Origin of the sequence: Micromonospora sp. WMMD558 (assembly GCF_049315255.1) — a bacterium.
Classification (GTDB): domain Bacteria; phylum Actinomycetota; class Actinomycetes; order Mycobacteriales; family Micromonosporaceae; genus Micromonospora.
The window spans coordinates 2,612,827-2,635,577 of sequence record NZ_CP186061.1 but is presented as its reverse complement, the minus strand read 5'-3'; the positions used below and the strand labels follow the sequence as shown (position 1 = coordinate 2,635,577).

Annotated in this window: 16 protein-coding genes and 1 tRNA gene; 7 read left to right on the top strand and 10 right to left on the bottom strand. The window is 73.2% G+C overall.

The genetic code is table 11. The features are described from left to right. Positions 1-168: 168 nt before the first annotated feature. The 8 genes from rho to argS all read right to left on the bottom strand — a co-directional run bounded on the left by rho (position 169) and on the right by argS (position 13,945). A complete protein-coding gene (gene rho, locus ACN26Y_RS12855) occupies positions 169-2,163 on the bottom strand; it encodes a transcription termination factor Rho (protein WP_155330508.1) in 1,995 nt (664 codons plus the stop codon). Positions 2,164-2,456: 293 nt separating this feature from the next. Next, positions 2,457-3,401, bottom strand: coding sequence for a homoserine kinase (gene thrB / locus ACN26Y_RS12850; protein ID WP_155330507.1), 945 nt, complete (start codon positions 3,399-3,401; stop codon positions 2,457-2,459). 71 nt (positions 3,402-3,472) lie between these two features. After that, positions 3,473-4,717 (bottom strand): MFS transporter, encoded by a 1,245-nt coding sequence (locus tag ACN26Y_RS12845; protein WP_155330506.1) that lies wholly within the window; start codon positions 4,715-4,717, stop codon positions 3,473-3,475. Between the two features lie 252 nt (positions 4,718-4,969). Then, positions 4,970-8,284, bottom strand: a complete 3,315-nt coding sequence (locus ACN26Y_RS12840; protein ID WP_155330505.1) for an efflux RND transporter permease subunit — start codon at positions 8,282-8,284, stop codon at positions 4,970-4,972. A 124-nt stretch (positions 8,285-8,408) separates the two neighbouring features. Next, entirely contained in the window at positions 8,409-9,458 is a 1,050-nt protein-coding gene (gene thrC / locus ACN26Y_RS12835; RefSeq protein WP_422734756.1) for a threonine synthase, read from the bottom strand. Positions 9,459-9,569: 111 nt separating this feature from the next. Beyond that, positions 9,570-10,883: a homoserine dehydrogenase gene (locus ACN26Y_RS12830; RefSeq protein ID WP_196255903.1), complete on the bottom strand. Its 1,314-nt coding sequence runs from the start codon at positions 10,881-10,883 to the stop codon at positions 9,570-9,572. An 8-nt stretch (positions 10,884-10,891) separates the two neighbouring features. After that, positions 10,892-12,277: a diaminopimelate decarboxylase gene (gene lysA / locus ACN26Y_RS12825; protein ID WP_422734755.1), complete on the bottom strand. Its 1,386-nt coding sequence runs from the start codon at positions 12,275-12,277 to the stop codon at positions 10,892-10,894. A 3-nt stretch (positions 12,278-12,280) separates the two neighbouring features. Beyond that, entirely contained in the window at positions 12,281-13,945 is a 1,665-nt protein-coding gene (gene argS, locus ACN26Y_RS12820; protein WP_155330501.1) for an arginine--tRNA ligase, read from the bottom strand. A gap of 100 nt (positions 13,946-14,045) precedes the next feature. On the opposite strand from argS, the gene ACN26Y_RS12815 reads away from it, so the two are divergent. The 4 genes from ACN26Y_RS12815 to ACN26Y_RS12800 all read left to right on the top strand — a co-directional run bounded on the left by ACN26Y_RS12815 (position 14,046) and on the right by ACN26Y_RS12800 (position 16,767). Further along, on the top strand, positions 14,046-14,831 hold the full coding sequence (locus ACN26Y_RS12815) for a DUF3105 domain-containing protein (protein WP_155330500.1): 786 nt from the start codon (positions 14,046-14,048) through the stop codon (positions 14,829-14,831). Positions 14,832-14,839: 8 nt separating this feature from the next. Next, positions 14,840-15,508 carry a DUF305 domain-containing protein gene (locus tag ACN26Y_RS12810; RefSeq protein ID WP_155330499.1) on the top strand — a complete coding sequence of 223 codons (669 nt, stop codon included), beginning with the start codon at positions 14,840-14,842 and terminating at the stop codon, positions 15,506-15,508. A gap of 198 nt (positions 15,509-15,706) precedes the next feature. Then, entirely contained in the window at positions 15,707-16,399 is a 693-nt protein-coding gene (locus ACN26Y_RS12805; protein WP_155334057.1) for a winged helix-turn-helix domain-containing protein, read from the top strand. 293 nt (positions 16,400-16,692) lie between these two features. Further along, a tRNA-Arg gene (locus ACN26Y_RS12800) sits at positions 16,693-16,767 on the top strand. A gap of 83 nt (positions 16,768-16,850) precedes the next feature. Here the strand turns inward: ACN26Y_RS12800 and ligD are convergent. After that, positions 16,851-17,810 (bottom strand): non-homologous end-joining DNA ligase, encoded by a 960-nt coding sequence (gene ligD / locus ACN26Y_RS12795; protein ID WP_155330498.1) that lies wholly within the window; start codon positions 17,808-17,810, stop codon positions 16,851-16,853. 85 nt (positions 17,811-17,895) lie between these two features. Beyond that, positions 17,896-19,359 carry an MFS transporter gene (locus tag ACN26Y_RS12790; RefSeq protein WP_155330497.1) on the bottom strand — a complete coding sequence of 488 codons (1,464 nt, stop codon included), beginning with the start codon at positions 19,357-19,359 and terminating at the stop codon, positions 17,896-17,898. 80 nt (positions 19,360-19,439) lie between these two features. Here ACN26Y_RS12790 and ACN26Y_RS12785 point away from each other — a divergent pair, with 80 nt between their 5' ends. The 3 genes from ACN26Y_RS12785 to ACN26Y_RS12775 are packed head-to-tail and all read left to right on the top strand — an operon-like array spanning position 19,440 to position 22,738. Further along, the gene (locus ACN26Y_RS12785) at positions 19,440-19,880 is read left to right on the top strand and encodes a winged helix-turn-helix transcriptional regulator (RefSeq protein ID WP_370463324.1); all 441 of its coding nucleotides are present in this window, start codon (positions 19,440-19,442) and stop codon (positions 19,878-19,880) included. 60 nt (positions 19,881-19,940) lie between these two features. Beyond that, on the top strand, positions 19,941-20,489 hold the full coding sequence (locus ACN26Y_RS12780; protein ID WP_155330496.1) for a TetR/AcrR family transcriptional regulator: 549 nt from the start codon (positions 19,941-19,943) through the stop codon (positions 20,487-20,489). Between the two features lie 32 nt (positions 20,490-20,521). Further along, positions 20,522-22,738, top strand: a complete 2,217-nt coding sequence (locus ACN26Y_RS12775; protein ID WP_155330495.1) for an MMPL family transporter — start codon at positions 20,522-20,524, stop codon at positions 22,736-22,738. The last annotated feature ends 13 nt before the right edge of the window (positions 22,739-22,751 follow it).

The window sequence follows — 22,751 nt, the reverse complement described above, 5'->3', positions numbered from 1 at the left end:
ACCACAGTCAACCCGACGATGAACAGAAGTTTCAATACTGGATAGCTGAAGCGAAGGAAAACTTCGTCACCGGCGGCTCGGGCGCCCGTCCGCCCGGGTGGACCGACAGCGAGGGGGCGCGGCCGACTGGCCGCGCCCCCTCGTCTCATCCCGCCCCGGCAGGGAGGGTCACTCCCCCGGCGTCGACTTCGCGATCTGCATCAGGAACTCGATGTTCGTACGCGACTGCTTCAGCCGGTCCAGCAGGAGGTCGAGCGCCGCCTGCGAGTCCAGCGAGTGCAGCACCTTCCGGAGCTTGTGGACGATGGCCAGTTCCTCCGGCGCGAGCAGGATCTCCTCCTTGCGCGTGCCGGACGGGTGGATGTCGATGGCCGGGAAGGTCCGCTTGTCAGCGATCTTCCGGTCCAGCTTCAGCTCCGCGTTACCGGTGCCCTTGAACTCCTCGAAGATGACCGTGTCCGCCATCGAACCGGTCTCCACCAGCGCGGTGGCGAGGATGGTCAGCGAGCCGCCGTTCTCGATGTTGCGGGCCGCACCCAGGAACCGCTTCGGCGGGTACAGCGCGGTCGAGTCGATACCACCCGACATGATCCGGCCGCTGGCCGGCGCCGCCAGGTTGTACGACCGGCCGAGCCGGGTCACCGAGTCGAGCAGGACGACCACGTCGTGGCCCAGCTCGACCAGGCGCTTCGCCCGCTCGATCGCCAGCTCCGCGACGGTGGTGTGGTCCTGCGGCGGACGGTCGAACGTCGCCGCGATGACCTCGCCCTTCACCGACCGCTGCATGTCGGTGACCTCTTCGGGCCGCTCGTCCACCAGCACCACCATCAGGTGGCACTCCGGGTTGTTGCGGGTGATCGCGTTCGCGATCGCCTGGAGCACCATCGTCTTACCGGCCTTCGGCGGCGAGACGATGAGCGCCCGCTGGCCCTTGCCGATCGGCATGACCAGGTCGATCACCCGGGTGGTGAGGATGTGCGGCTCGGTCTCCAGGCGCAGCCGATCCTGCGGGTAGAGCGGGGTCAGCTTGTAGAACTCCGGCCGGCGCTTCGCCTCCTCCGGCTCCATCCCGTTGATGGTGTCCAGCCGGACGAGCGGGTTGTACTTGTCGCGCCGCTGCTCGCCGTCGCGCGCCGCACGCACCGCACCGGTGATCGCGTCGCCGCGCCGCAGACCGTACTTCTTGATCTGGGACATGGAGACGTAGACGTCGTTCGGGCCGGCCAGGTAGCCGGTGGTCCGGACGAAGGCGTAGTTGTCGAGCACGTCGATGATGCCGGCCACCGGAACGAGCACGTCGTCCTCGCTGACCTGCGGCTCGCGGCCGCCGTCGCCGCCCTCGGCCCGCTCACCACGGCCCCGCCGACGGTCCCGGAAACGGCTGCGCCGGCCGCGCCGGCCGCCGCCCTCGCCGTCGTCGTCGCCGTCGCCGTCGCGCTCGGCGCGCTGGCCCCGGTCACCGTTGCGGTCGCCGCGCTCGTTGCGGTCGCCGCGGTCAGCACGCTCGGCCCGCTCGTTACGGTCACCGCGCTCGCCGCGCTCGGCCCGCTCGTTACGGTCACCGCGATCGGCCCGCTCACCGCGCTCGGCCCGCTCACCGCGCTCACCGCGCTCGGCCCGCTCGTTACGGTCACCGCGCTCGGCGCCGCGCTCGGCCCGCTCACGGCCGCCACGGCCCTCGCCCCGCTCGCCGGCCTCGGCCTCCTCGGGCCGGGTCTCGGCCCGCGTCTCGCCGGCCTCGCCGCCCCGGGCCTCGCCGGCCCCGCGGCCGCGCCGGCCGCGGGTGCGACCGGTCGTCTCGGCGGGCGCCGACTCGGCCGGCTGCTCCGCCCGCCGCTCAGCCGCCTCCGGCCGCTCGGCCGGCTCGCGGACCTCGGCGTGGACCTCCTCCCGGGCAGGGGCGGCCGCAGCCGCCACCTCGGCCCGCGGTCGAGGGGTTCCGGTGGCGGCCCCGCCGCCCTGGCGCTCGGAGATCGCGCTGATCAGCTCGCCCTTGCGCATGCGAGCCGTGCCCGAGATGCCGAGCGACGCGGCCAGGCTCTGGAGCTCCGGCAGCAGCATCGCCGACAGGCCGGTGCCACTGCGTCGCCGACGGGTCGGAGCAGCGGACGTGGCATCAGCGACGTTGGAAACATCCGACGTCACGTCGGTGGTGTCGCTCAATGGATTCCTTCCCTCGATTGGCCGGGACTGCCCGGATCGACATGCAGGTGGCCGGGCGGCCTCGGTGCACCCGCCTCGCAAGGACGCGTCGCGGGAGTCTGTGACACAGCAGCCGGTCGCTTTCCCGACTCACCGTCGTGGTGGGCGGGATCCGCCGTCTGCGGCGACCTGTGAAGACTGCGGTGCGGCGTGGGCCTAGGCAGGGGTGACGGGCTGACCGCCGAAAGCTTCGGGGGTGCGCCGACCCGCAGGAAGATCGCATGCTTCGCGGCTGTGCTAAGTCTAGAGCGTAATCAACTCTTCCGACCTGCGGCAACAGGGTCCCGCTCCGCGTGTCCCAGTCTACCCCGGACGACCCGGGCGCCGTGTGCCTCTATCGGCAACCGCCAGACCTGCCAATCTGTTCCCGGATGCAGGTCGGCGGGCGGCTCGGACAACGCCAGCACGGTCGGCCCCGCACCGGAGACCACAGCCGCCACACCAGCCCCACGCAGCTCATTCACCAGTGCAGCCGTCTCCGGCATGCCCTCGGCCCGGTAGCCCTGGTGCAGCCGGTCGACCGTGGCCGGCAGCAACAGCTCCGGCGCCGCGGTGAGAGCGTGCACGAGCAACGCGGCCCGGCCCGCGGTCAACGCCGCGTCGCCGTGCGGCACCGTCGGCGGCAGCGCGGCCCGCGCCGCGGCCGTGAGCCCACGCCCGGCCGGCACGAAGACCGTCGGCCGGACGCCGTCGGCGACGGGCAGCGACACCGCCCGGGCACCGGCCGGCTCCGTCCACGCCACGGTGAACCCGCCGAGCAGGCAGGGCGCCACATTGTCCGGATGGCCCTCGATCCGGGCGGCGAGCCGGAGCACCGCCGCGTCGTCCATCCGGCGGCCCCCGTCGACCACCAGCCCCCGGGCCAGCAGCACACCCGCGACGATCGCCGCCGACGAGGAGCCGAGCCCGCGTGCCTGCGGGATGCGGTTGACGCACTCCACCGACAGCCCCGGTGGCTGGCCACCGAGCTCGTCGAAGGCGGCCCGCATGGCGCTCACCACCAAGTGCCGCTCGTCGTCGGGCAGGTCGCCGGCCCCCTCACCGGTCACGCTCACGGTGACACCGTCGGTGGTGACCTCGGCGGCGACGTCGTCGTGCAGCGCCAGCGCCAACCCCAGGGCGTCGAACCCGGGCCCGAGGTTGGCACTGGTGGCGGGGACCCGCACCCGGACCGGGTCGGGCGTGAAAATTGTGGGCACGGGCTCATGCTAGGGCCGGGCACCGACGTCCCGGATCTCTGCCCGCACCGTGGGACCGGCCGGAACGGCGCCTACCGCGCGACCGACGGATCCGGCTCGGGGACCGGGTCGGTGAGGGAGAGCTTCCGGGTGGCGATCCGCCAGCCGACCGCGTAGACCAGGGTGACCAGGCCGCAGCCGGCCAGCACCACGCGCTCGTCGACGATGTCGACCACGGACGCCACCACAAGCTGGCTCACCGAGATGGCCAGCGTCGCCAGCATCATGTCGGTGGCGAAGACCCGGCCCCGCAGCCGGTCCGGCACCTCGCCCTGCAGGGCGAAGTTCGACATCACCCAGTTGCTGCCACCCGCGAAATGCGCCACGAAGACCAGCGCGAGCACCAGCGGGAACCAGTCGACGACCGAGGTGCCGAGATAGGCCAGCCCGTAGAGCGACATGGACAACGCCAGGCCGGGCAGCAGCCAGGCCCGGTTGCCCAACACCCGCCGCATCAGGATCGGGCCCACCAGCGCCCCGGCGCCGCGTACCGCGAAGAGCAGGCCGGCGCCGGCCGCGCCCGCGCCGTAGACGCCGGCCAGCAGCGGGAACACCGTCAGCACCCCGTTGCCGAGACCGACCGCGGACTTCACCGTCACCAGAGCCAGTACCCGGGGCCGGTGCCCGATGTAGCCGAGCGCCTCGCGGACGGCCACCCAGGTCTGCTGCACCGGCCGGTCCCGGTCCCGGGGCGCCTGCAACGGCCGGCGGATCCGCGTCGCCAGGCCCGCCGCCAGGGCCAGGCCGCCCACCCCGACCCAGAAGCAGGCGTACGGGCCGACGGCGCTGCTCAGCACACCGCCGAGCGACGCGCCGACGATCGTCATCGTGCCCCAGGCGGAGCCCGCGACCGCGTTGCCGGCGGCCAGCTCGTCGGCGTCGAGCACGTTCGGCAGGGCGGCCTGGGCGGCCGGTGAGTAGAAGGCCTTGGCGACCGCCACCACGCCGATGCCGACCATCGCCAGCCACGCCGTGCCGGCGCTGCGTACGCCCAACAGCAGCAGCACGCCGAGCAGGGCGGCGATGTTGGCCCCGATCATGATCTTGCGGCGGTCGAAGCGGTCGGCCACCGTCCCGGTGTACGGCAGCAGCAGCGCCACGATGCCGGTGTCCACGGCGAGGACCAGTGCCCCCCACACCCCGCTGCCGGTCAGCGACGGCAGGAGCACCAGCAGCGGGACCATGACGAACCAGTCGGCGCCGAAGACCACCAGCTCGGCCAGGAAGAGGTTGCGGAAGTTCCGGTTGCGGCGCAGGACCGAGAGGATGGACGGCACGACCGCACCCTACCCAGCCGGCGCCTCACGTTCCGTCGGTGCGCGGACAGCACGCAGACCTGGATCGCCACGCCGTGGTCCGGACCCGGTTGTCCGCAGGCCGCGGTGGCCTGCCGCCGGTCGGCCACCGCCCACCGGGGGGTCCGGGCGCTCGGACACCCCCGGCCCGGAGTCGGTCAACGCGGCTCCGCCGGGGCCCGGAGCCGGCGGACGCCCCCGACCGCTGGTCGGGGGCGTCCGAGGCGAGCAGCCCTACTCGGTCGGCGGCAGCGGCGACGTGCGGCTCTTGGGCAGCCGCAGCACCTCGAACTGGTCGGTGCCGTCGACCAGCGCCGCCGAGGGAGCCGGCCGCCCCGTGGACGCGCTGCCCGACCCGGCGGCCGACGCGGCGGTCCCGGCGCCCGACCCGGTCCTCCCGGCGCCGGTCGCAGCCGGCTCCGGCTCGGCGGTCGGCTCGGCGGTCGGCTCGTCCGGCGCCGACCCGGCGTCCGTGGACGGGCCGGCCGGAGCCCCGGGCACCACCCCGCGTCGGCGGTCGCGGCGGGCCCGGAGCGACTCCTTCGTGTGCTCCACCATCGCGTACAGGGTCGGCACCAGGACCAGGGTGAGCAGCGTCGAGCTGAGCAGACCACCGATCACCACGATCGCCAGCGGCTTCGAGATGAAACCGCCCTCACCGGTGAGGCCCAACCCCATCGGCAGCAGCGCGAAGATCGTGGCGACGGCGGTCATCAGGATCGGCCGCAACCTGCGGCGACCGCCCTCGACGACCGCCTCCCGGACGCCCATGCCCTGCGCCCGGTACTGGTTGATCAGGTCGAGCAGCACGATCGCGTTGGTCACCACGATGCCGACGAGCATGAGCACGCCGATCAACGCGGGAACCCCCAGCGGGGTGCCGGTGGCCAGCAGCAGGCCGATCGCCCCGGTCGCCGCGAACGGAACGGAGACCAGCAGGATCAGCGCCTGGGTCAGGCTCCGGAACGTCGCCACCATGATCAGGAAGACGATCGCGATGGCGGCCAGCACCGCCAGGCCCAGGTCGGCGAAGGCCTCCTCCTGGTCCGCGCTGACCCCGCCGATCGCGAAGGTCGCCCCCGGCACGTCGATCGCGTCCAGCTTCTTCTGCAGGTCCTGACTGATCCCTCCGAGGTTGGAGCCGGTGGCCGTACCGCTGACCGACACGCTGCGCTCGCCGTCGATCCGGGTGACCTGCTGCGGCCCGCCGACCGTGGTGACGTCGGCGATCGCGCCCAGCGTGACCGTACCGACCGGCAGGGCCTTGAGCTGGTCGAGCGAGAGCGGCGGCTGCGCCGTGGAGCGCAGCACCACGGCCTGCTGCCCGCCGTCGAGCGTCACCTGACCCAGCGGCGTGCCCCGGTACGCCTGTGCGACCAGCTGCCCCACGGCCGCCTCCGAGAGACCAACCCCGGCGGCCTTCGCCCGGTCGACGGTGACCTCGACCCGGTCCACCTGCGTGGCGAGGCTGGTCGTAACGTCCTCGACGCCGGCGATGCCCCGCATCGCCGCCGTGGCCTCGTCGGTGGCCCGGGTCAACGTCGCCGGGTCGGCGGCCTGCACGACCACCTCGAGCTGGTTGGCCGAGGCGCCGCCCTGCCCGGCCCCGAACCGGAACTCGCCGACGCCCGACCCGAGCGCGTCGAACTTCTCCCGCAGGACGCCGCGCATCTCCTTCGCGTCGGTGTCCCCGCCGAGCGCGAGGTTCCAGGTGGCGACGTTGTTGCCGCCGGTGCCGGCCCACGGGGTGTCCCCGGACCCGGCGGTCAACTGGTACGTCTCGACGCCCTCGGTGCCGGCCAGCACCGCCTCGACCTTGCGGGCGGCCTCGTCCGTGCCGGTCAGGCCGGTGCCCGCCGGCAGCTCCTGGGTGATGGTCAGGGTGTCCTGGCCGGAGTCGTCCAGGAAGTTGGTCTCCAGCTGGCGGGACAGGCCGAACGTGCCGAAGAGGACCAGCACGCCGAGCCCGAGGGTGATCCAGCGGGTGGCCCGGGTACGGGTGGCGAAGCCGATGACCGGCAGGTACCCCCGCTGCAACGGGCTGCGCAGCTCCTTCTCCTCCGCCGCCCGGCGTACGTCCGCCTTCATGTCACCGGCCGGCTTGAGGAACCAGTACGCCAGCACCGGGATGACGGTCAGCGACACCAGCAGCGAGGCGAGCAGGGCCACCGTGACCGTGATCGCGAACGGCGCGAACAGCTGCCCGACGAACCCGCCCACCAGCGCGATCGGCGCGAACACGGCGACGGTGGTGAGCGTGGAGGCGGTCACCGCGCCGGCCACCTCGCGGACGGCGGTGAGGATGGCCTCCCGCTTGGCCTCGCCGTACTCCAGGTGCCGTTTGATGTTCTCCAGCACCACGATCGAGTCGTCCACCACCCGGCCGACCGCGATCGTCAGCGCGCCGAGGGTGAGCAGGTTGAGCGAGTAGTCGCCGATCCACAAAGCGATCAACGCGACCACCACCGACAGCGGGATGGAGACCGCGGTGACGACGGTGGACCGGACCGAGAGCAGGAAGACCAGGATCACCACGACCGCCATCACGAGACCCAGCAGGCCCTCGGTGGTGAGGCTCTCGATCGACTTCTCGACGAAGGGCGCCTGGTCGAAGACGACGGTCAGCTCGGCGCCGGACGCGCCGCGCAGGTCGGCGAGCCGGTCCCGGATCTCGTGCGAGATCTCCACCGCGTTGCCGTCCGGCGCCGCGGTGACGGCGACGCCCAGGCTCTCCTTGCCGTTGGTCCGCGTGATCGCCGTGGCCGGCACGGGCTGCTGCTCGACGGTCGCCACGTCCCCGAGGCGGACCGCGGGCGGGGCGAGCACCAGGTTGCGCAGGTCGTCGAGGTCGGCCAGCGGCGTACCGACCTGGACCGGGAGCGTCCGGCCCTCGACGACCACCGCACCGGCGGGGACCACGACGCCGTTGGCCCGCAACGCCTCACCGATCGCGCTCGGCCGGATCCCGGCCGCCGCGAGCTTGGCCTGGTCCGGCGTGACGGCCACGACCTCGTCGCGGGTGCCGGTCACCTCGACGGTACGGACACCCTCGATCGCCTCCAGCTCGGGCACGACCGTGTCGCGGAGCTTCTCGCCGAGCGCGCGCAGGTCGCCGCCGGACGCGGCGAGCACCACCGCCGGCAGGTCGTCCGTGCCACCGGCGATGACCTGGGGGTCGACCCCCTCGGGCAGTTGGGCGTCGACGCGGTTGAGCGCGGTCTGCATCTTGTTGACCACGTCGTCCAGGTCGGTGCCGAACTCGTACTGCACCTGGACGGTCGTCGAACCCTCACGCGAGGTCGAGGTGATCTTCTCCAGCCCCGGGATGCCCTGGAGGCTGTTCTCGATCGGCTCGGTGACCTGCGACTCGACGACCTCCGGACCGGCACCGGGGTACGCCGCCACGACGAACGCGGCCGGGAACTCCAGCGACGGCAGGAGTTGCTGCTTCAGCGACGGCACGGCGAACGCTCCGAACGCCGTGGCCACCACCGCGATGAGGGCGACCAGCCCTCGGTTGGCGAGACTGAATCTGGCGAGCAGCGACATCGGCTGGACTCACTCCTGGAGAGGACCTGCGGGCGGGGTGGGGAAAGTGTGCCCCACCCGATCTCGGCGGGTTTCTGTGGGGCTCCACAGCGGTCCCGCCGACGGGACCGTCACCGGGAGCGGTTCACACCAGGTCGAGAGAGCGGGCCGCGGCCAGCGGATCGTTGGCGATGGTGACCGGTGCCGGGGCCGTGGAGATGGCCCACTCCGGGTCCTTCAGGCCGTGACCGGTGACGGTGCAGACCACCGTCGAACCGGCCGGCACGGCGCCGGCGGCGGCCTGCTGGAGCAGCCCCGCGACGCTGGCCGCGCTGCCCAACTCGACGAAGATCCCGACCTCCCGGGCGAGTAGCCGGTACGCGGCCAGGATCTCCCGGTCGGTGACCGCGGCGATCAGGCCACCGGAGGCGTCCCGGGCGTCGAGCGCCTTCGTCCAGCTCGCCGGGTTGCCGATCCGGATGGCGGTGGCGATGGTCGACGGCTCACGGACCACCTGGCCGGTGACGATCGGCGCCGCCCCGGACGCCTGGAAGCCGTACATCTTCGGGGCCCTCGTGACGTTGCCGGCGTCCCGCTCCTCCGAGTAGCCCAGCCAGTAGGCGGAGATGTTGCCGGCGTTGCCGACCGGCAGGCAGTGGATGTCCGGGGCGTCGCCGAGCGCCTCGACGATCTCGAACGCGGCCGTCTTCTGGCCGTGCAGCCGGTCGATGTTCACCGAGTTGACCAGGGCGACCGGGTAGTCCTGGGCGAGCTTCGCGGCCAGCGCCAGGCAGTCGTCGAAGTTGCCGCTCACCTGGAGCAGCCGGGCGCCGTGCACGAGCGCCTGGGCGAGCTTGCCCAGCGCGATCTTGCCCTGCGGCACGAGCACCGCGCAGGTCAGGCCGGCGCGGGCGGCGTACGCGGCGGCCGAGGCGCTGGTGTTGCCGGTGGACGCGCAGATGATCGCCTTGTTGCCGGCCTCGACCGCCTTGGAGACCGCGACCGTCATGCCCCGGTCCTTGAAGGAGCCGGTCGGGTTGGCCCCCTCGACCTTCAGCCAGACGTCGCAGCCGATCCGGGACGACAGCACCGGCGCGGGCAGCAGCGGCGTGTTCCCCTCATGCAGGGTGACGACCGGAGTGGCGTCGGTGACCGGCAGCCGATCCCGGTACGCGTCCATGAGACCCCGCCACATGTCGTACTCCTCCGCCTCTGCTCCCGGCCGCGCCGGGTCACGTCAAGCCTGGACCAGCGGCCCCGGGCGGCCTCCGGTGGACCCTGCGCCACCCACCAGGCGGGACACGGGTCAGGCCCCGCCCTCGACCCGCAGCACGCTGGCCACCGACCGGACGATGTCCAACCCGCGCAGCTCGCGGACGGTCGCGGCGAGCGCGGCGTCCGGCGCGACGTGGGTGACGATGACCAGGTCGGCGTCCTCGCCACGGCCGGCCGCGCCGCCCCCCGCGGGGCCCTGCCGGACGGTGGCGATCGAGACGTCGTGCCGGGCGAACACACCGGCCACCGCCGCCAGCACACCCGGCCGGTCGGTCACGTCGAGGCTGATGTGGTAGCGCGTCAGCGCCTCCCCCATCGGCCGCACCGGCAGGTCGGCGTACGCGGACTCACTGGCCGCCCGGACCCCGGCGAGCCGGTTGCGGGAGACCGCCACCACGTCGCCGAGCACGGCGCTGGCGGTCGGCGCGCCCCCCGCGCCCCGGCCGTAGAACATGAGCTGCCCGGCCGCCTCCGCCTCGACGAAGACCGCGTTGAACGCATCGCCGACGCTGGCCAGGGGGTGGGTCAGCGGGATCATCGCCGGGTGCACCCGGACGCTGACCGTCTCGCCGCCGGCCGCGTCGGCGCCCCGGGCGGCGATGCAGAGCAGCTTGATGGTGCAGCCCATCGCCTTGGCGCTGGCCACGTCGGCGGCGGTGACCTCGGTGATGCCCTCGCGGTGCACGTCGGCCGCGCTGACCCGGGTGTGGAACGCCAGCGAGGCGAGGATCGCGGCCTTCGCCGCCGCGTCGAAACCCTCCACGTCGGCCGTCGGGTCGGCCTCGGCGTACCCCAGCTCGGTCGCCTCCTCCAGCGCCTCGGCGAAGCCGGCGCCGGTGGCGTCCATCGCGGAGAGGATGAAGTTGGTGGTGCCGTTGACGATGCCGGTGACCCGGGTGATCCGGTCGCCGTGCAGCGACTCGCGCAGCGGCCGCAGCAGCGGGATCGCGCCGGCCACCGCCGCCTCGTAGTAGAGGTCGCCGCCGCCCTCGGCCGCCGCGTCGTGCAGCGCGCCGCCGTCCTCGGCGAGGAGCGCCTTGTTCGCCGTGACGACGCTCTTGCCGGCCCGCAGCGCCTCCACCAGCCAGCCCCGGGCCGGCTCGATGCCGCCGACCATCTCCACCACGACGTCGACGTCGTCGCGTTTGATCAGGCCGAGCGGGTCGGTCGTGAACAGCGTCGGGTCGACCGGCAGGTCGCCGCGGTCACGGCCGACCCGGCGGACGGCGATGCCGGCGATCTCCAGCGGCGCGCCGATCCGGGCGGCGAGGTCGGCGGACTGCTCGTGCAGCAGCCGGACCACCTCGCTGCCGACCGTGCCGCAGCCGAGCAGCGCCAAACGCACAGGTGACGTCATCCCACATCCAAAGCGAGCAGGTCCTCTTCGGTCTCCCGCCGGACGATCAGGCGCGCCTGGCCGTCCCGCACCGCGACGACCGGCGGGCGCGGCACGTGGTTGTAGTTGCTGGCCATGCTCCGGCAGTACGCACCCGTGCCCGGCACCGCGACAAGATCTCCGGGCTGCACGTCGGCGGGCAGGAATTCATCCTTCACCACGATGTCCCCGGACTCACAATGCTTTCCCACCACGCGGGCAAGCATCGGCTCGGCAGCGCTCGCCCGGGAGGCCAGGGTCGCCGAGTACGACGCGTCGTACAGCGCGGTGCGGATGTTGTCGCTCATGCCCCCGTCGACGCTCACGTACGTCCGGATCCCGTCGACGTCCTTGACGGTGCCCACCTCGTACAGGGTGAACACGGCCGGCCCGACGATCGCCCGGCCCGGCTCGATGGACAGGTGCGGCACGGCCAGCCGCTCGGCGGCGCACTCCGAGTCGACGATCTTGCGCAGCCGCTTCGCCAGGTCGGCCGGCGTCGCCGGGTCGTCCTGGGTCGTGTACGCGATGCCGAAACCGCCGCCCAGGTCCAGCTCGGGCAGTTCCACGCCGCGCGCGTCCCGGATCTGCGCCTGCAGCGCGAGCACCCGGCGGGCGGAGACCTCGAAGCCGCTCGCGTCGAAAATCTGCGACCCGATGTGCGAGTGCAGGCCACGCAGCTCCAGCACGTCCTCGTCGAGGATGCGCAGCGCGGCGGCGATCGCCGCGCCGCCGGCCAGCGAGAAGCCGAACTTCTGGTCCTCGTGGGCGGTGGCGATGAACTCGTGGGTGTGCGCCTCGACGCCGACGGTCACCCGGACCAGCACCCTCGGCCGGACGCCCCGCTCCCGCGCCAGCGCCGTCAGCCGGTCGATCTCCTGGAACGAGTCGACGATGATGCGGCCCACCCCGGCGTCCAGCGCCCGGGTCAGCTCCCCGACCGACTTGTTGTTGCCGTGGAAGCCGATCCGCTCCGGCGGCATCCCGGCCGAGAGCGCGGTGGCCAGCTCCCCACCGGTGCAGACGTCGAGGTACAGGCCCTCCTCGGCGATCATCCGGACCACCGCGCGGCAGAGGAACGCCTTGCCGGCGTAGTAGACGTCCTCGGTGGGGAACGCGGCGCGGAAGTCACGGCAGCGGCCGCGCAGGTCGTCCTCGTCCAGCACGTACACCGGGGTGCCGAACTCGGCCGCGACGTCGCGGACCGGGAGGCCCGCGACCGCCAGCGCGCCGTCGGCCCCGCGCGCGACGTTGCGCGGCCACAGCGCCGGCACCAGGGCGTTGACGTCGACCGGCGTACGCAGCCAGGCCGGCCCCCGGCTGCCGATGTCCCCGTGCAGGGCACCGGCCTCGTGAGCGCGCATGGGTTACATCCTCTCCGGGGCGGAGACGCCGAGCAGGTGCAGGCCGTTGGCGATGACCACGCGGGTCGCGTCGTTCAGCCAGAGCCGGGCGCGGTGCAGGTCGGTGACCTCCTCGTCGCCGCGCGGCAGGATCCGGCAGTTGTCGTAGAACCGGTGGTACGCCCCGGCCAGGTCCTCCAGGTACCTCGCCACCCGGTGCGGCTCGCGCAGCTCGGCGGCGGCCGCCACCACCGCGGGGAACTCGGCGAGCGCCTTGAGCAGCTCGTTCTCCTTCTCGTGGTCGAGCAGCTCGGGTCGGAAGGCCGCCGCGTCGCCCCGGGTCAGGCCGACCTCCGCGGCGTTGCGCCCGACACTCGCCGTACGGGCCGCGACGTACTGCACGTAGTAGACCGGGTTGTCGCGGGTGGCCCGCGTCCACAGCTCGATGTCGATGTCGATGGGCGAGTCGCTGGAGTAGCGCGCCAGCGCGTACCGGGAGGCGTCCACGCCGATCGCCTCGACCAGGTCCTCCAGGGTGACGACGGTGCCGAACCGCTTGCTCATCCGCACCGGCACGCCGTCGCGCACCAGGTTGACCAGCTGGCCGATGAGGATCTCCAGGTTGCGGGCCGGGTCGTCGCCGAAGCAGGCGGACATCGCCTTCATCCGGCCGAGGTAGCCGTGGTGGTCGGCGCCGAGCATGATCACGACCCGCTCGAAGCCCCGCTCCCGCTTGTCCAGGTAGTACGCGCAGTCGGCGGCGAAGTACGTCCACTCGCCGTTGGACTTGCGCAGCACCCGGTCCTTGTCGTCGCCGAAGTCGGTGGTGCGCAGCCAGACGGCGCCGTCGGCCTCGTACGTGTTGCCCTGCTCCCGCAGCCGGTTGAGCGCGTGGTCCAGCTCACCCCGGTCGTGCAGGTCCTTCTCGTTGAAGTAGGTGTCGAACTCCACGCCGAAGTCGCGCAGCGAGGACTTGATCTCGGCGAACATCAGCTCGACGCCCTCGACCCGGAACACCTCCTGGGCGGCGGCGTCGTCGAGCGTCAGCACCTCCGGCCGCCGGGCCTTCACCTGCTCCGCGATCTCCGCGATGTACGCCCCGGCGTAGCCGTCCTCGGGGGCGGGCTCGCCCTTGGCGGCGGCGAGCAGTGACCGGGCGAAGCGGTCGATCTGCGAGCCGGCGTCGTTGAAGTAGTACTCCGTGCCGACGTCGGCGCCGGTCGCGCGCAGCAGCCGGCTCAGCGCGTCACCCACGGCCGCCCAGCGGACCCCGCCGATGTGCACCGGGCCGGTCGGGTTCGCCGACACGAACTCCAGGTTGATCTTCTGCCCGGCGAGCCGGTCGCTCCGGCCGTACTCCGCGCCCGCCTCGACGATCGCGCGGGCGAGCTGGCCCGCGGCGGCCGCGTCGAGACGGATGTTGAGGAAGCCCGGGCCGGCGATCTCCACCGACTTGACCCCCGGGGCCCGGCCGAGCTGCTCGGCCAGGCCGGCGGCCAGCTCCCGCGGCGGCACGCCCACCTTCTTGCTGAGCTGGAGCGCCAGCGTCGAGGCGTAGTCGCCGTGCTCGGGGTTTCGGGGTCGCTCCACCGCCGTCCGCTCCGGCAGGGCGGAGCGGTCCAGGCCCCGCTCGGTGAAGACGGCGTGGGCTGCGGTGAGGACGACCTCGGCGAGTTCTGCGGGAGTCACCGAACCATGTTATCGGGGGTAGACTCGGTCCCCGCGGCGGCGACCCAGCATGTGAACCCGGCCCGCCAGATCCCCTGACCGACCGACCTGACGAGGCACGATGAGCATCAGCACCCCGGGCGGCCCGGAGCGCCGTCCGACCGTGGTCAGCACCGGCAAGAGGCCGGGCGCGGGCAAGCCGGCAGCCGGTAAGGCCGGGTCCGGCAAGCCGGCGGGTACCCCGCGCGCGGGCGGCAAGGGCCCCCGCAAGCCGATCGCCCCGGTGAAGGTCAGCCAGGGCCGCAGCTGGGGCCCGATCGCGCTGTTCGTCGCCGTCGGCGTGCTCGCCGTGGCGATCATCGGCTACGGCGCGTGGGCGACCTTCCAGGGTTCGAAGCCGTGGGACGACCGGGCGAACGCGATCGACGGCATCGTCAACTTCCGCGAGAAGGACCCGGACCTGGTCAAGGGCGGCAACCACCAGCAGGGCTCGATCACGTACCCGGTGCTGCCCCCGGTCGCCGGCCCGCACAACGACGCCTGGCAGAACTGCATGGGCGACGTCTACGACGCCCCGATCGCCAACGAGCACGCGGTGCACAGCCTAGAGCACGGCGCGGTCTGGATCACCTACCAGCCGAACCTGCCGGCGGACCAGGTCGAGAAGCTCGCCGAGAAGGTGCGCGGCAACGAGAAGCTGTTCATGAGCCCGTACGAGGGCCTCGACAAGCCGATCTCGCTGCAGGCGTGGGGCTACCAGCTCAAGGTCGACAACGCCGACGACGGCCGGATCGACGAGTTCATCAAGACCCTGAAGGTGAACGCCTCGATCGAGGGTCCGACCGCCCTCTGCAACCAGGGCGTCACCGCCACCGGCACCACTCCCCGTCAGTTGCAGCAGCAGTAAGGACTGCCATGACCGCGCCCACGACCCTCGACAGCGACAGCGGCGAGACCACGGCCACCGGGGACGGTGACCGGGTGTCCGCCCGCCGGTTCGGCACCCTCGCGGTGGCGCTCGCCGTCGTGGTCGGTCTCCTGCTCGGGTACGCGGGGGGGCTGCTAACCCCCCGCGTCACCCGGCCGGGGGACGCCTCGGTCGAGGCGGGCTTCGCGCGGGACATGACCACCCACCACGCCCAGGCGGTCGAGATGGGGCTGATCGCGTTCCAGCGCGGCACGGACCAGGAGGTCCGGACGATCGGCGGCGACATCGCCCTCGCCCAGCAGGGCGACATCGGCACCATGCAGACGTGGCTGCGGTCCTGGGGGCTGGACCCGACCGGCTCCCAGCCCCGGATGGCGTGGATGCCGGACGGGACCGAGATGGTCCGTAACGGGCTGATGCCCGGGATGGCGACCCCGGAGCAGATGGCACAGCTGCGCGAGGCGCAGGGCAAGGAGTTGGACGTCCTCTTCCTGGAGCTGATGATCACGCACCACCTCGGCGGCATCCACATGGTCGACGCCCTGCTCGACGCCAGCGACGAGCCGGACGTGGTCCAGGCCGCGCAGACCATGAAGAACACGCAGCAGACCGAGCTGACCAACCTCCAGAACGCGCTGAAGCGCATCCAGGGCTGAGTCCGCTCCGGCGCCGTGGAGAGGCCCGCACCGCCCGTCTGGTGGTGCGGGCCTTCTGCGTCGGGGGGACATGGTGCGCCAGAACGCGGTCGACTTGCCCGTTTCGGGCGCTGTGGGTCACTCGACCGAATCCATCGCTAAGAGAAGTTTCTCCACACATATCGTGACCAGTTGCGATTCGGGCTCGTTGCGCAGGACGTGGGGGTTGCACTGAGAGACGCGCGGCGTTCGGTCACCAGCTGGTGCCGGCGCCACACCATCGGCGGTGACGGGGCGGTGGCGGCCGTCCGTCGCGGACAGCGGCAGGGCGAGCCGGGAATGCTCAGCCGCGAACAGGAACTCGAACTGATCGACACGCTGCGGGGCAGCTACCCCGACGCGTTTGGCCTGGACGAGGAGCTCTGGACGCGACAGAGCCTGCACACCCTCATCCAGAGCCGGTTCGAGCTGCCGATGGACGCGGGGGCGGTCGGGGCGTACCTGCGGGCCTGGGGGTTGGGTCCGCGAGAGCCCCGCGAGCGCGCCTGCGGGCTCTGCGTGGGCGCGGTCGAGCGGTGGGTACGCACCGAGTACCCGGCCATCACCCGCGCCGCCCAGGAGCACCTGGCGGAGGTGTACTGGCTCGGGCGGGTCCGGCTGCGGGGGACGATGCCGGCCGCCGACGTGATCTCCGCCGTCTCGTCCCGAGGCCGCGTCCGCTTCATGATCACCACGCCGTCGGTCGACCCACCGCTGCCCCGGGACTTCGTGCTCCGGCTGAGCGGTGCGGAGCAGCGCACCGTGCACCTGATCGTGGACGGCTCCTGGCCGCGCAACGAGTGGCCCCGCCGACTGCCCCGCCGGATCGTGCTGCACCCGCTGCCCAGCTGCGGCCGGGCCGTCGCCGCCTGAGCCACCCGGCGAGTACGCGCCGTCCTCCCTTTGCTCTGCTTCAACCGGCGCACCGGAATCGGCCCCGGACCGGTGCGTGGGTTGAAGCAGAGCAAAGGGGCCGGGTCGGGTGTGCTGCCCCACGCCCCGAGGCGGTTCGGCACGACGTTCCGGCCCTCCCCGCGGCCGGACCGCCGTGATCGACCGGAGTGCGAGGTCCGAACGGCGGGCAGGGCGCGGCGACACGGAGCCGATCTGCCGGATACCGATTCGGCGATCGCGGGCGGCGTTTGCTAGTCTTCTCCAGTCGCTGAGCCCCCGTAGCTCAGGGGATAGAGCACCGCCCTCCGGAGGCGGGGGCGCAGGTTCGAATCCTGCCGGGGGCACCAGAGAGACCGAGAAGCCCGGGCCACCGCCCGGGTTTTTCCATGCCCGGGGCCGTACGACGACCGGGCGAGGCTGTCCGCGTACCTCAGTCGGCGGCGCGGCGGGCGCGGGCCCGGCGCTTCCCCTCGTGCATGGCCTGGACGCGGGCGACGGGGATCGTGTGGCCCTCGGCGACCAGGTCGTCCGGGAGCTTCTGCGGCGCGGGCATCGCGTCCGCCCACGGGTCCTGCCCGGCCAGCAGCGCGGGCGCCGTCCCGATGGTGAAGTCGGCCGGCGTGACCGACGGCAGGTCGTCCCAGGAGACCGGGAACGAGACCGGCACCCCGGGCCGCAGCCGGGGGCTGTACGCGGCGACCACCGTCGCGCCGCCCGCCCGGGTGGAGTCGATGAAGACCTTCCCGCCCCGGTCCTCCCGGATGAAGGCGGTCGTCGCGAGGTCCGGGTCGAGGCGGGCGGCGCGGGAGGCGAGCGCCCGCGTGGCGGCGGCCATGTCCTCGGCCGTGGCGTCGCCCCCGACCGGGACGAACACGTGCACCCCCTTCGCCCCGCTGGTCTTCACCGCGCCGGCGAGACCCGCGTCGGCGAGCGCCCGGCGGACCAGCAGGGCGGCGGCCACCGCCGTGCCGAACGGCGCGCCCTCCGGCGGGTCGAGGTCGAGCACCAGGTGGGTCGGGCGGTGCAGGTCGGCGACCGTGGCGAGGGTCGGGTGGTACTCCACCGCGCGCTGGTTGGCGAACCAGAGCAGGGTGCGCCGGTCGTCGCAGAGGGCGTACGAGACCTCCCGGTGCGAGGCCTCGGCCCACACGCCGGTGCGGCGGACCCAGTCCGGCGTGTACCTCGGCAGGTTCTTCTGCATGAACGGCGGTTGACCGGGGCGCACCCGCACCACCGACAGCGGCCGGTCCCGCAGGTGGGGCACGATCCGCTCGCTCACCGCGTCGAGGTAGTCGACCAGGTCCCGCTTGGTCGCACCGGCACCGTCGAACAGCGGCTGATCCAGGTTGGTCAGCGTGACCCCGTCCCGGGTCTCCTCGGCCCCGCCCATCCGATCACCCTGCCGGCCGGCGCGCGGATGGTCAACCGGACACGGCGAAGGGGACGCCGCCGGCCCATCCCGGCTCCCCCGCCCGTCACGCCGCCGTGCGGCGGACCGGCTCGGCCGGGGTGCCGGCGACAGCCGGGGTGGCCACCGGCCGGCGCCGGCCCAGCGCGGCCAGGGCGACCAGCAGGGCGGCGGCGACCAGGGCGGCGGCCACGGCGAAGGCGGCCCGGTACCCGGCGGCGAGGGCGTCGGTCGCGGTTCGGCCGGCCTCGCGGACCGCATCGGTGCGGCTCGCGGCCAGGGTGGCCAGGACGGCCAGGCCGAGCGCCCCGCCGACCTGCTGGGTCGTGTTGACCAGTCCGGACGCCAGGCCGGCGTCGGCCGGATCGGCACCCGCCATCGCCAGGGTGGTGACGGCCGGCAGGATCAGCCCGCCGGCGATCCCGAACACCAGCACGGCCGGCAGCACGTCGACCGGGTAGCTGCCGTCGGCCGGGAGCCGGGCGAGGAGCAGGAAGCCGACCACGGCGAGGCCGAGCCCGGTGACCAGCACCGGCCGGGCGCCGTACCGCGCGGCCAGCCGGCCGGCGAGGCCGAGGGAGACCACCGCGATCGCCACCGGGGTGGGCAGAAAGGCGAGCCCGGCGGCGGTCGCGTCGAGGCCGAGCACCAGTTGGAGCGCCAACGCGAGCAGGAACTGGAACCCGAAGAGGGCGGCGACCGCGAGGAACTGCACGACGTTGGCGGCGACCAGATCCGGGGTACGCAGCACCCGGAGCGGCAGCAGCGGGGTCGCGGCGACCTGCTGCCGACGGACGAACGCGGCGAGCAGCACGGTGGCGAGCAGGGCGGCGCCGGCGGTGCGTACGGAAGTCCAGCCGTGCTCCCCGACACCGACGATGGCCAGCACGGTCACCATCAGCCCGGACGTCGCCAGCGCCGCGCCGGGGACGTCCAGACCGGCACGCAGGCCGGCGCCCCGGTCGGGGGCGACCCCGCGGAGGGCGGCGAGCAGCACCGCCAGCCCGATCGGTACGTTGACCAGGAAGATGGCCGGCCAGCCGGCGATTCCGGTGAGCACTCCACCGGCCAGCATCCCGATCGACGCGCCGGCGGCGCCGGTGAAGCTGAAGACGGCGATGGCCCGGGTTCGGCCGGCGGGCTCGGGGTAGAGCCGCACGATCATGCCGAGGCTGACGGCGGTGGCCGACGCGCCGCCGGCGCCCTGGAGGAAGCGGGCGGAGACCAGGACGCCCGGCGTGGTCGCCACGGCGCACAGCAGCGAGGCCAGGGTGAACAGGGCGACGCCGGCCAGGAACACCCGCCGGCGCCCGAGCAGGTCGCCGAGGCGCCCGGCGAGCAGGAGCAGCCCGCCGAACGCGACGAGGTAGGCGTTGACCACCCAGGCGAGGCCGGCGGCGGAGAAGCCGAGGTCCCGCTGGATCGCGGGAAGCGCGACCGCGACGACGCTGCCGTCGAGAATGACCATGAGGCTGGCGGTGCACAACACCAGCAGCGCCAGCCGGCGGGACGGCGCGGTACGGGTGGGCATGGGAGAACCCTCCTAGGTGCATGATTTGTTACCGAGACCATGCTCTGTGACCATGAGGCCGAGCGTAAGGAGGCACTTTCATGTCCCAGGGGAACAGCGATGTGTCCATGAGCGGGTGTGACGGCACGGCCGGCCCCTTCGCACCCGGCCAGGCGAAGGCCTGCACGGTCCGCGAGGTGCTCGACCGCGTGGGCGGCAAGTGGAGCATCGGCATCCTGGTCGCCGCCTCCCGCGGCCCGGTCCGCTTCACCGAGCTGGAGCGCTGCGTCGAGGGGATCAGCCGGCGCATGCTCACGCTGACCCTGCGCAACCTGGAGCGGGACGGCCTGCTGCGGCGGACGGTGTACCCGACCGTCCCGCCGAAGGTCGAGTACACCGCCACCCCGATCGCCCTGGAGCTGTACGAGTCGCTGGTGGCCCTGACCGACTGGGCCGACCGGCACCGCGGCGCGATCGCCGCCGCCCGCGCCGCGTACGACCGTGAACACGGCCGTGTGGCGAACGCCACCGAACCGGTCTGACCGATCGGTCAGCACCTGACCGATCGGTCAGGCATGCTGGTGTCCGGAGGTGGGACCGGCATGGCACGGGTGGTACCGGAGACGCGGGACGAGATCCTCGCGGCCGCGGCGCGGCGCTTCGCGGCGACCGGCTACCGGGGCACGTCGTTGCAGGACATCGCCCGTGACGTGGGCTGTTCCAAGGCGGCGGTGCTCTACCACTTCGCCAACAAGGACGCCATCCTCACCGCGCTGATGGCCCCGGCGATCGCGGTCCTGCAGGCCCTGGACGACCGCATCGTCGCCGCCGCCGGGCCGGCCGACGCGCAGTGCGTCGCGGCGGAAGGCTTCGTCGACCTGGCGGTCCGGTTCCGGCGGGAGATCGCGCTGCTGCGCGGCGAGTTCCCCGAACTGCTTCAGCAACCCGCCTTCGCGCACATCCAGGCCATCTCCGAACGGCTCATCGGCGCGTGCGCCGGACACTCCGACCGCCCGTCCGCACGGATCGCCGCGCTGGTGGTGCTCGCCGGCATCGCCGAGACGTGCGGGGAGTTCGTCGACGTGCCCGACGAGGAGCTTCGGCCGGCGCTGCTGGCACTGGTCCGGCGGGCGCTCGAGCCCGTCGACTGACCCATCCACCCACGACGGAGGACACCGAACCCATGGCGACCCTGCTCTACCGGCTCGGCCGGGGCTCGATGCGCCGGCGGCGACTCGTCGCCGCGATCTGGCTCGTCGTACTCGTCGGCCTCGGCCTCGCCGCCGCGACCCTGCGCGGCCCGACGGCGAGCAACTTCACGATGCCCGGCACCGAGTCGCAGCGCGCCCAGGACCTGCTCGCCGAGCAGTTCCCGGCGGCCAGCGGCGCGACCGGCACCATCGCCGTCAAGGCGCCCGCGCCCGGCCAGCTCGGTACGCCGCAGGGCCAGGCGGTGGTCAAGGAGCTGACCCAGGAGGCCGCGACGCTGCCCGGCGTGGTCGGCGCCGTGGACCCCTTCACGGTCCAGGCCCTCTCCCCCGACGGCCGGTACGCGCTGATCCAGGTCCAGTTCGCCGAGGGCGCCGACAAGGTGACCGACGCGCAGCGGGACGCGTACGAGAAGGTCGGCACGGCGGCCGAGGCCCGAGGCTGGCAGGTGGCCCCCGGCGGCGAGGTGCTCAACACCGAGCCGGAGGTCGGCTCGACCGAAGCCATCGGCGTGGCCATCGCGGCGATCGTCCTCGTGGTCACGTTCGGGTCGCTGGTTGCGGCGGGGATGACCATGCTGAACGCCCTGATCGGGGTGGGCGTCGGCATGGCCGGCCTGTTCGCGCTCAGCGACGTCGTGGAGCTCACCAGCACCGCACCGATCCTCGCCCTGATGCTCGGCCTGGCGGTCGGCATCGACTACTCGCTCTTCATCACCTCCCGCTACCGGCAGAACCTGCTCGACGGGCTGCCCCGGGACGAGGCGGTCGGTCGGGCGGTCGGCACCGCCGGCTCGGCCGTGCTCTTCGCCGGCGCCACCGTGGTGATCGCGCTGGCCGGCCTGGCGGTGGTGAACATCCCGTTCCTCACCGTCATGGGTCTCGCCGCCGCCGGTACCGTCACCATCGCCGTGCTGGTCGCCCTCACGCTCCAGCCGGCGCTGCTCGGCTTCGCCGGCCGGCGGGTCCTCCCCCGCAAGCTCCGCGCCGCCGCCGGGCAGGCCGGCGCGGACGCCACCGCCGAGGGCGGCGACGCGACCGGCGCGGGCGCCGGCACCGAGGACCGTTCCGCCTTCGGGTTCCGGTGGGCCCGCCTGGTGACCCGGTTCCGGCTGCCCGTCATCCTGGTCGGCCTGGTCGGGCTCGGCGTGCTCGCGCTGCCCACGCCCGACATGCGGCTGGCCCTCCCCGACGCCGGCACCGCACCGGCCGGGTCGCCGGCCCGGGTCTCCAACGACCTGATCAGCGAGGGCTTCGGACCGGGCTTCACCGGCCGGCTGGCGGTCGTCGTCGCCGGCGACGACCAGCAGGCCACGGCGGCGGCGGTACCGCAGGTCACCGCGCTGGTCCAGCGCACCGAGAACGTGCTGGCGGTGGCACCGCCGCAGTTCAGCCCGGACGGCCGGACCGTGCTGCTCGGTGTGGTCCCGAAGACCGGGCCCACCGACCCGGCCACCGAGACCCTGGTGGACGACATCCGGGGCGCGGTCGGCGGCATCCAGGGCGCCGACGTGCTGCTCACCGGCGTGACGGCGATCGGCATCGACGTCTCCGAGAAGCTCTCCGCCGCGCTGCCGATCTACCTGCTGCTCGTGGTCGGGCTGTCGGTGCTGCTGCTGATGCTGGTGTTCCGCTCGCTGCTGGTGCCGGTCAAGGCCGCGCTGGGCTTCCTGCTCACCGTCGCCGCGACGTTCGGCCTCACCGTGGCGGTGTTCCAGCAGGGCCGCCTCGCCGACCTGGTCGGCCTGGACACGCCCGGCCCGCTGATCAGCTTCCTGCCGATCCTGCTCATCGGCATCCTGTTCGGCCTCGCCATGGACTACGAGGTCTTCCTGGTCTCCCGGATGCGGGAGGACTTCGTCCACGGTGACACCGCCCGGCAGGCAACCATCAACGGCATGGGGCACGGCGCGCGGGTGGTCACCGCCGCCGCGCTCATCATGATCGCGGTCTTCGGCGGCTTCGTCTTCATGGACGACCCGGTCATCAAGTCGATGGGCTTCGCGCTCGCGGTCGGCGTCGCCATCGACGCGTTCGTGGTCCGGATGACGATCGTGCCGGCGGTCATGTCGCTGCTCGGCGACAAGGCCTGGTGGCTTCCGCGCTGGCTCGACCGGGCCCTGCCCAACGTCGACGTCGAGGGCGAGGGCCTGCGCGCCCACCTCGCCGACAAGGAACCCGCCCGCGCCTGACGCGCAAGGAAGG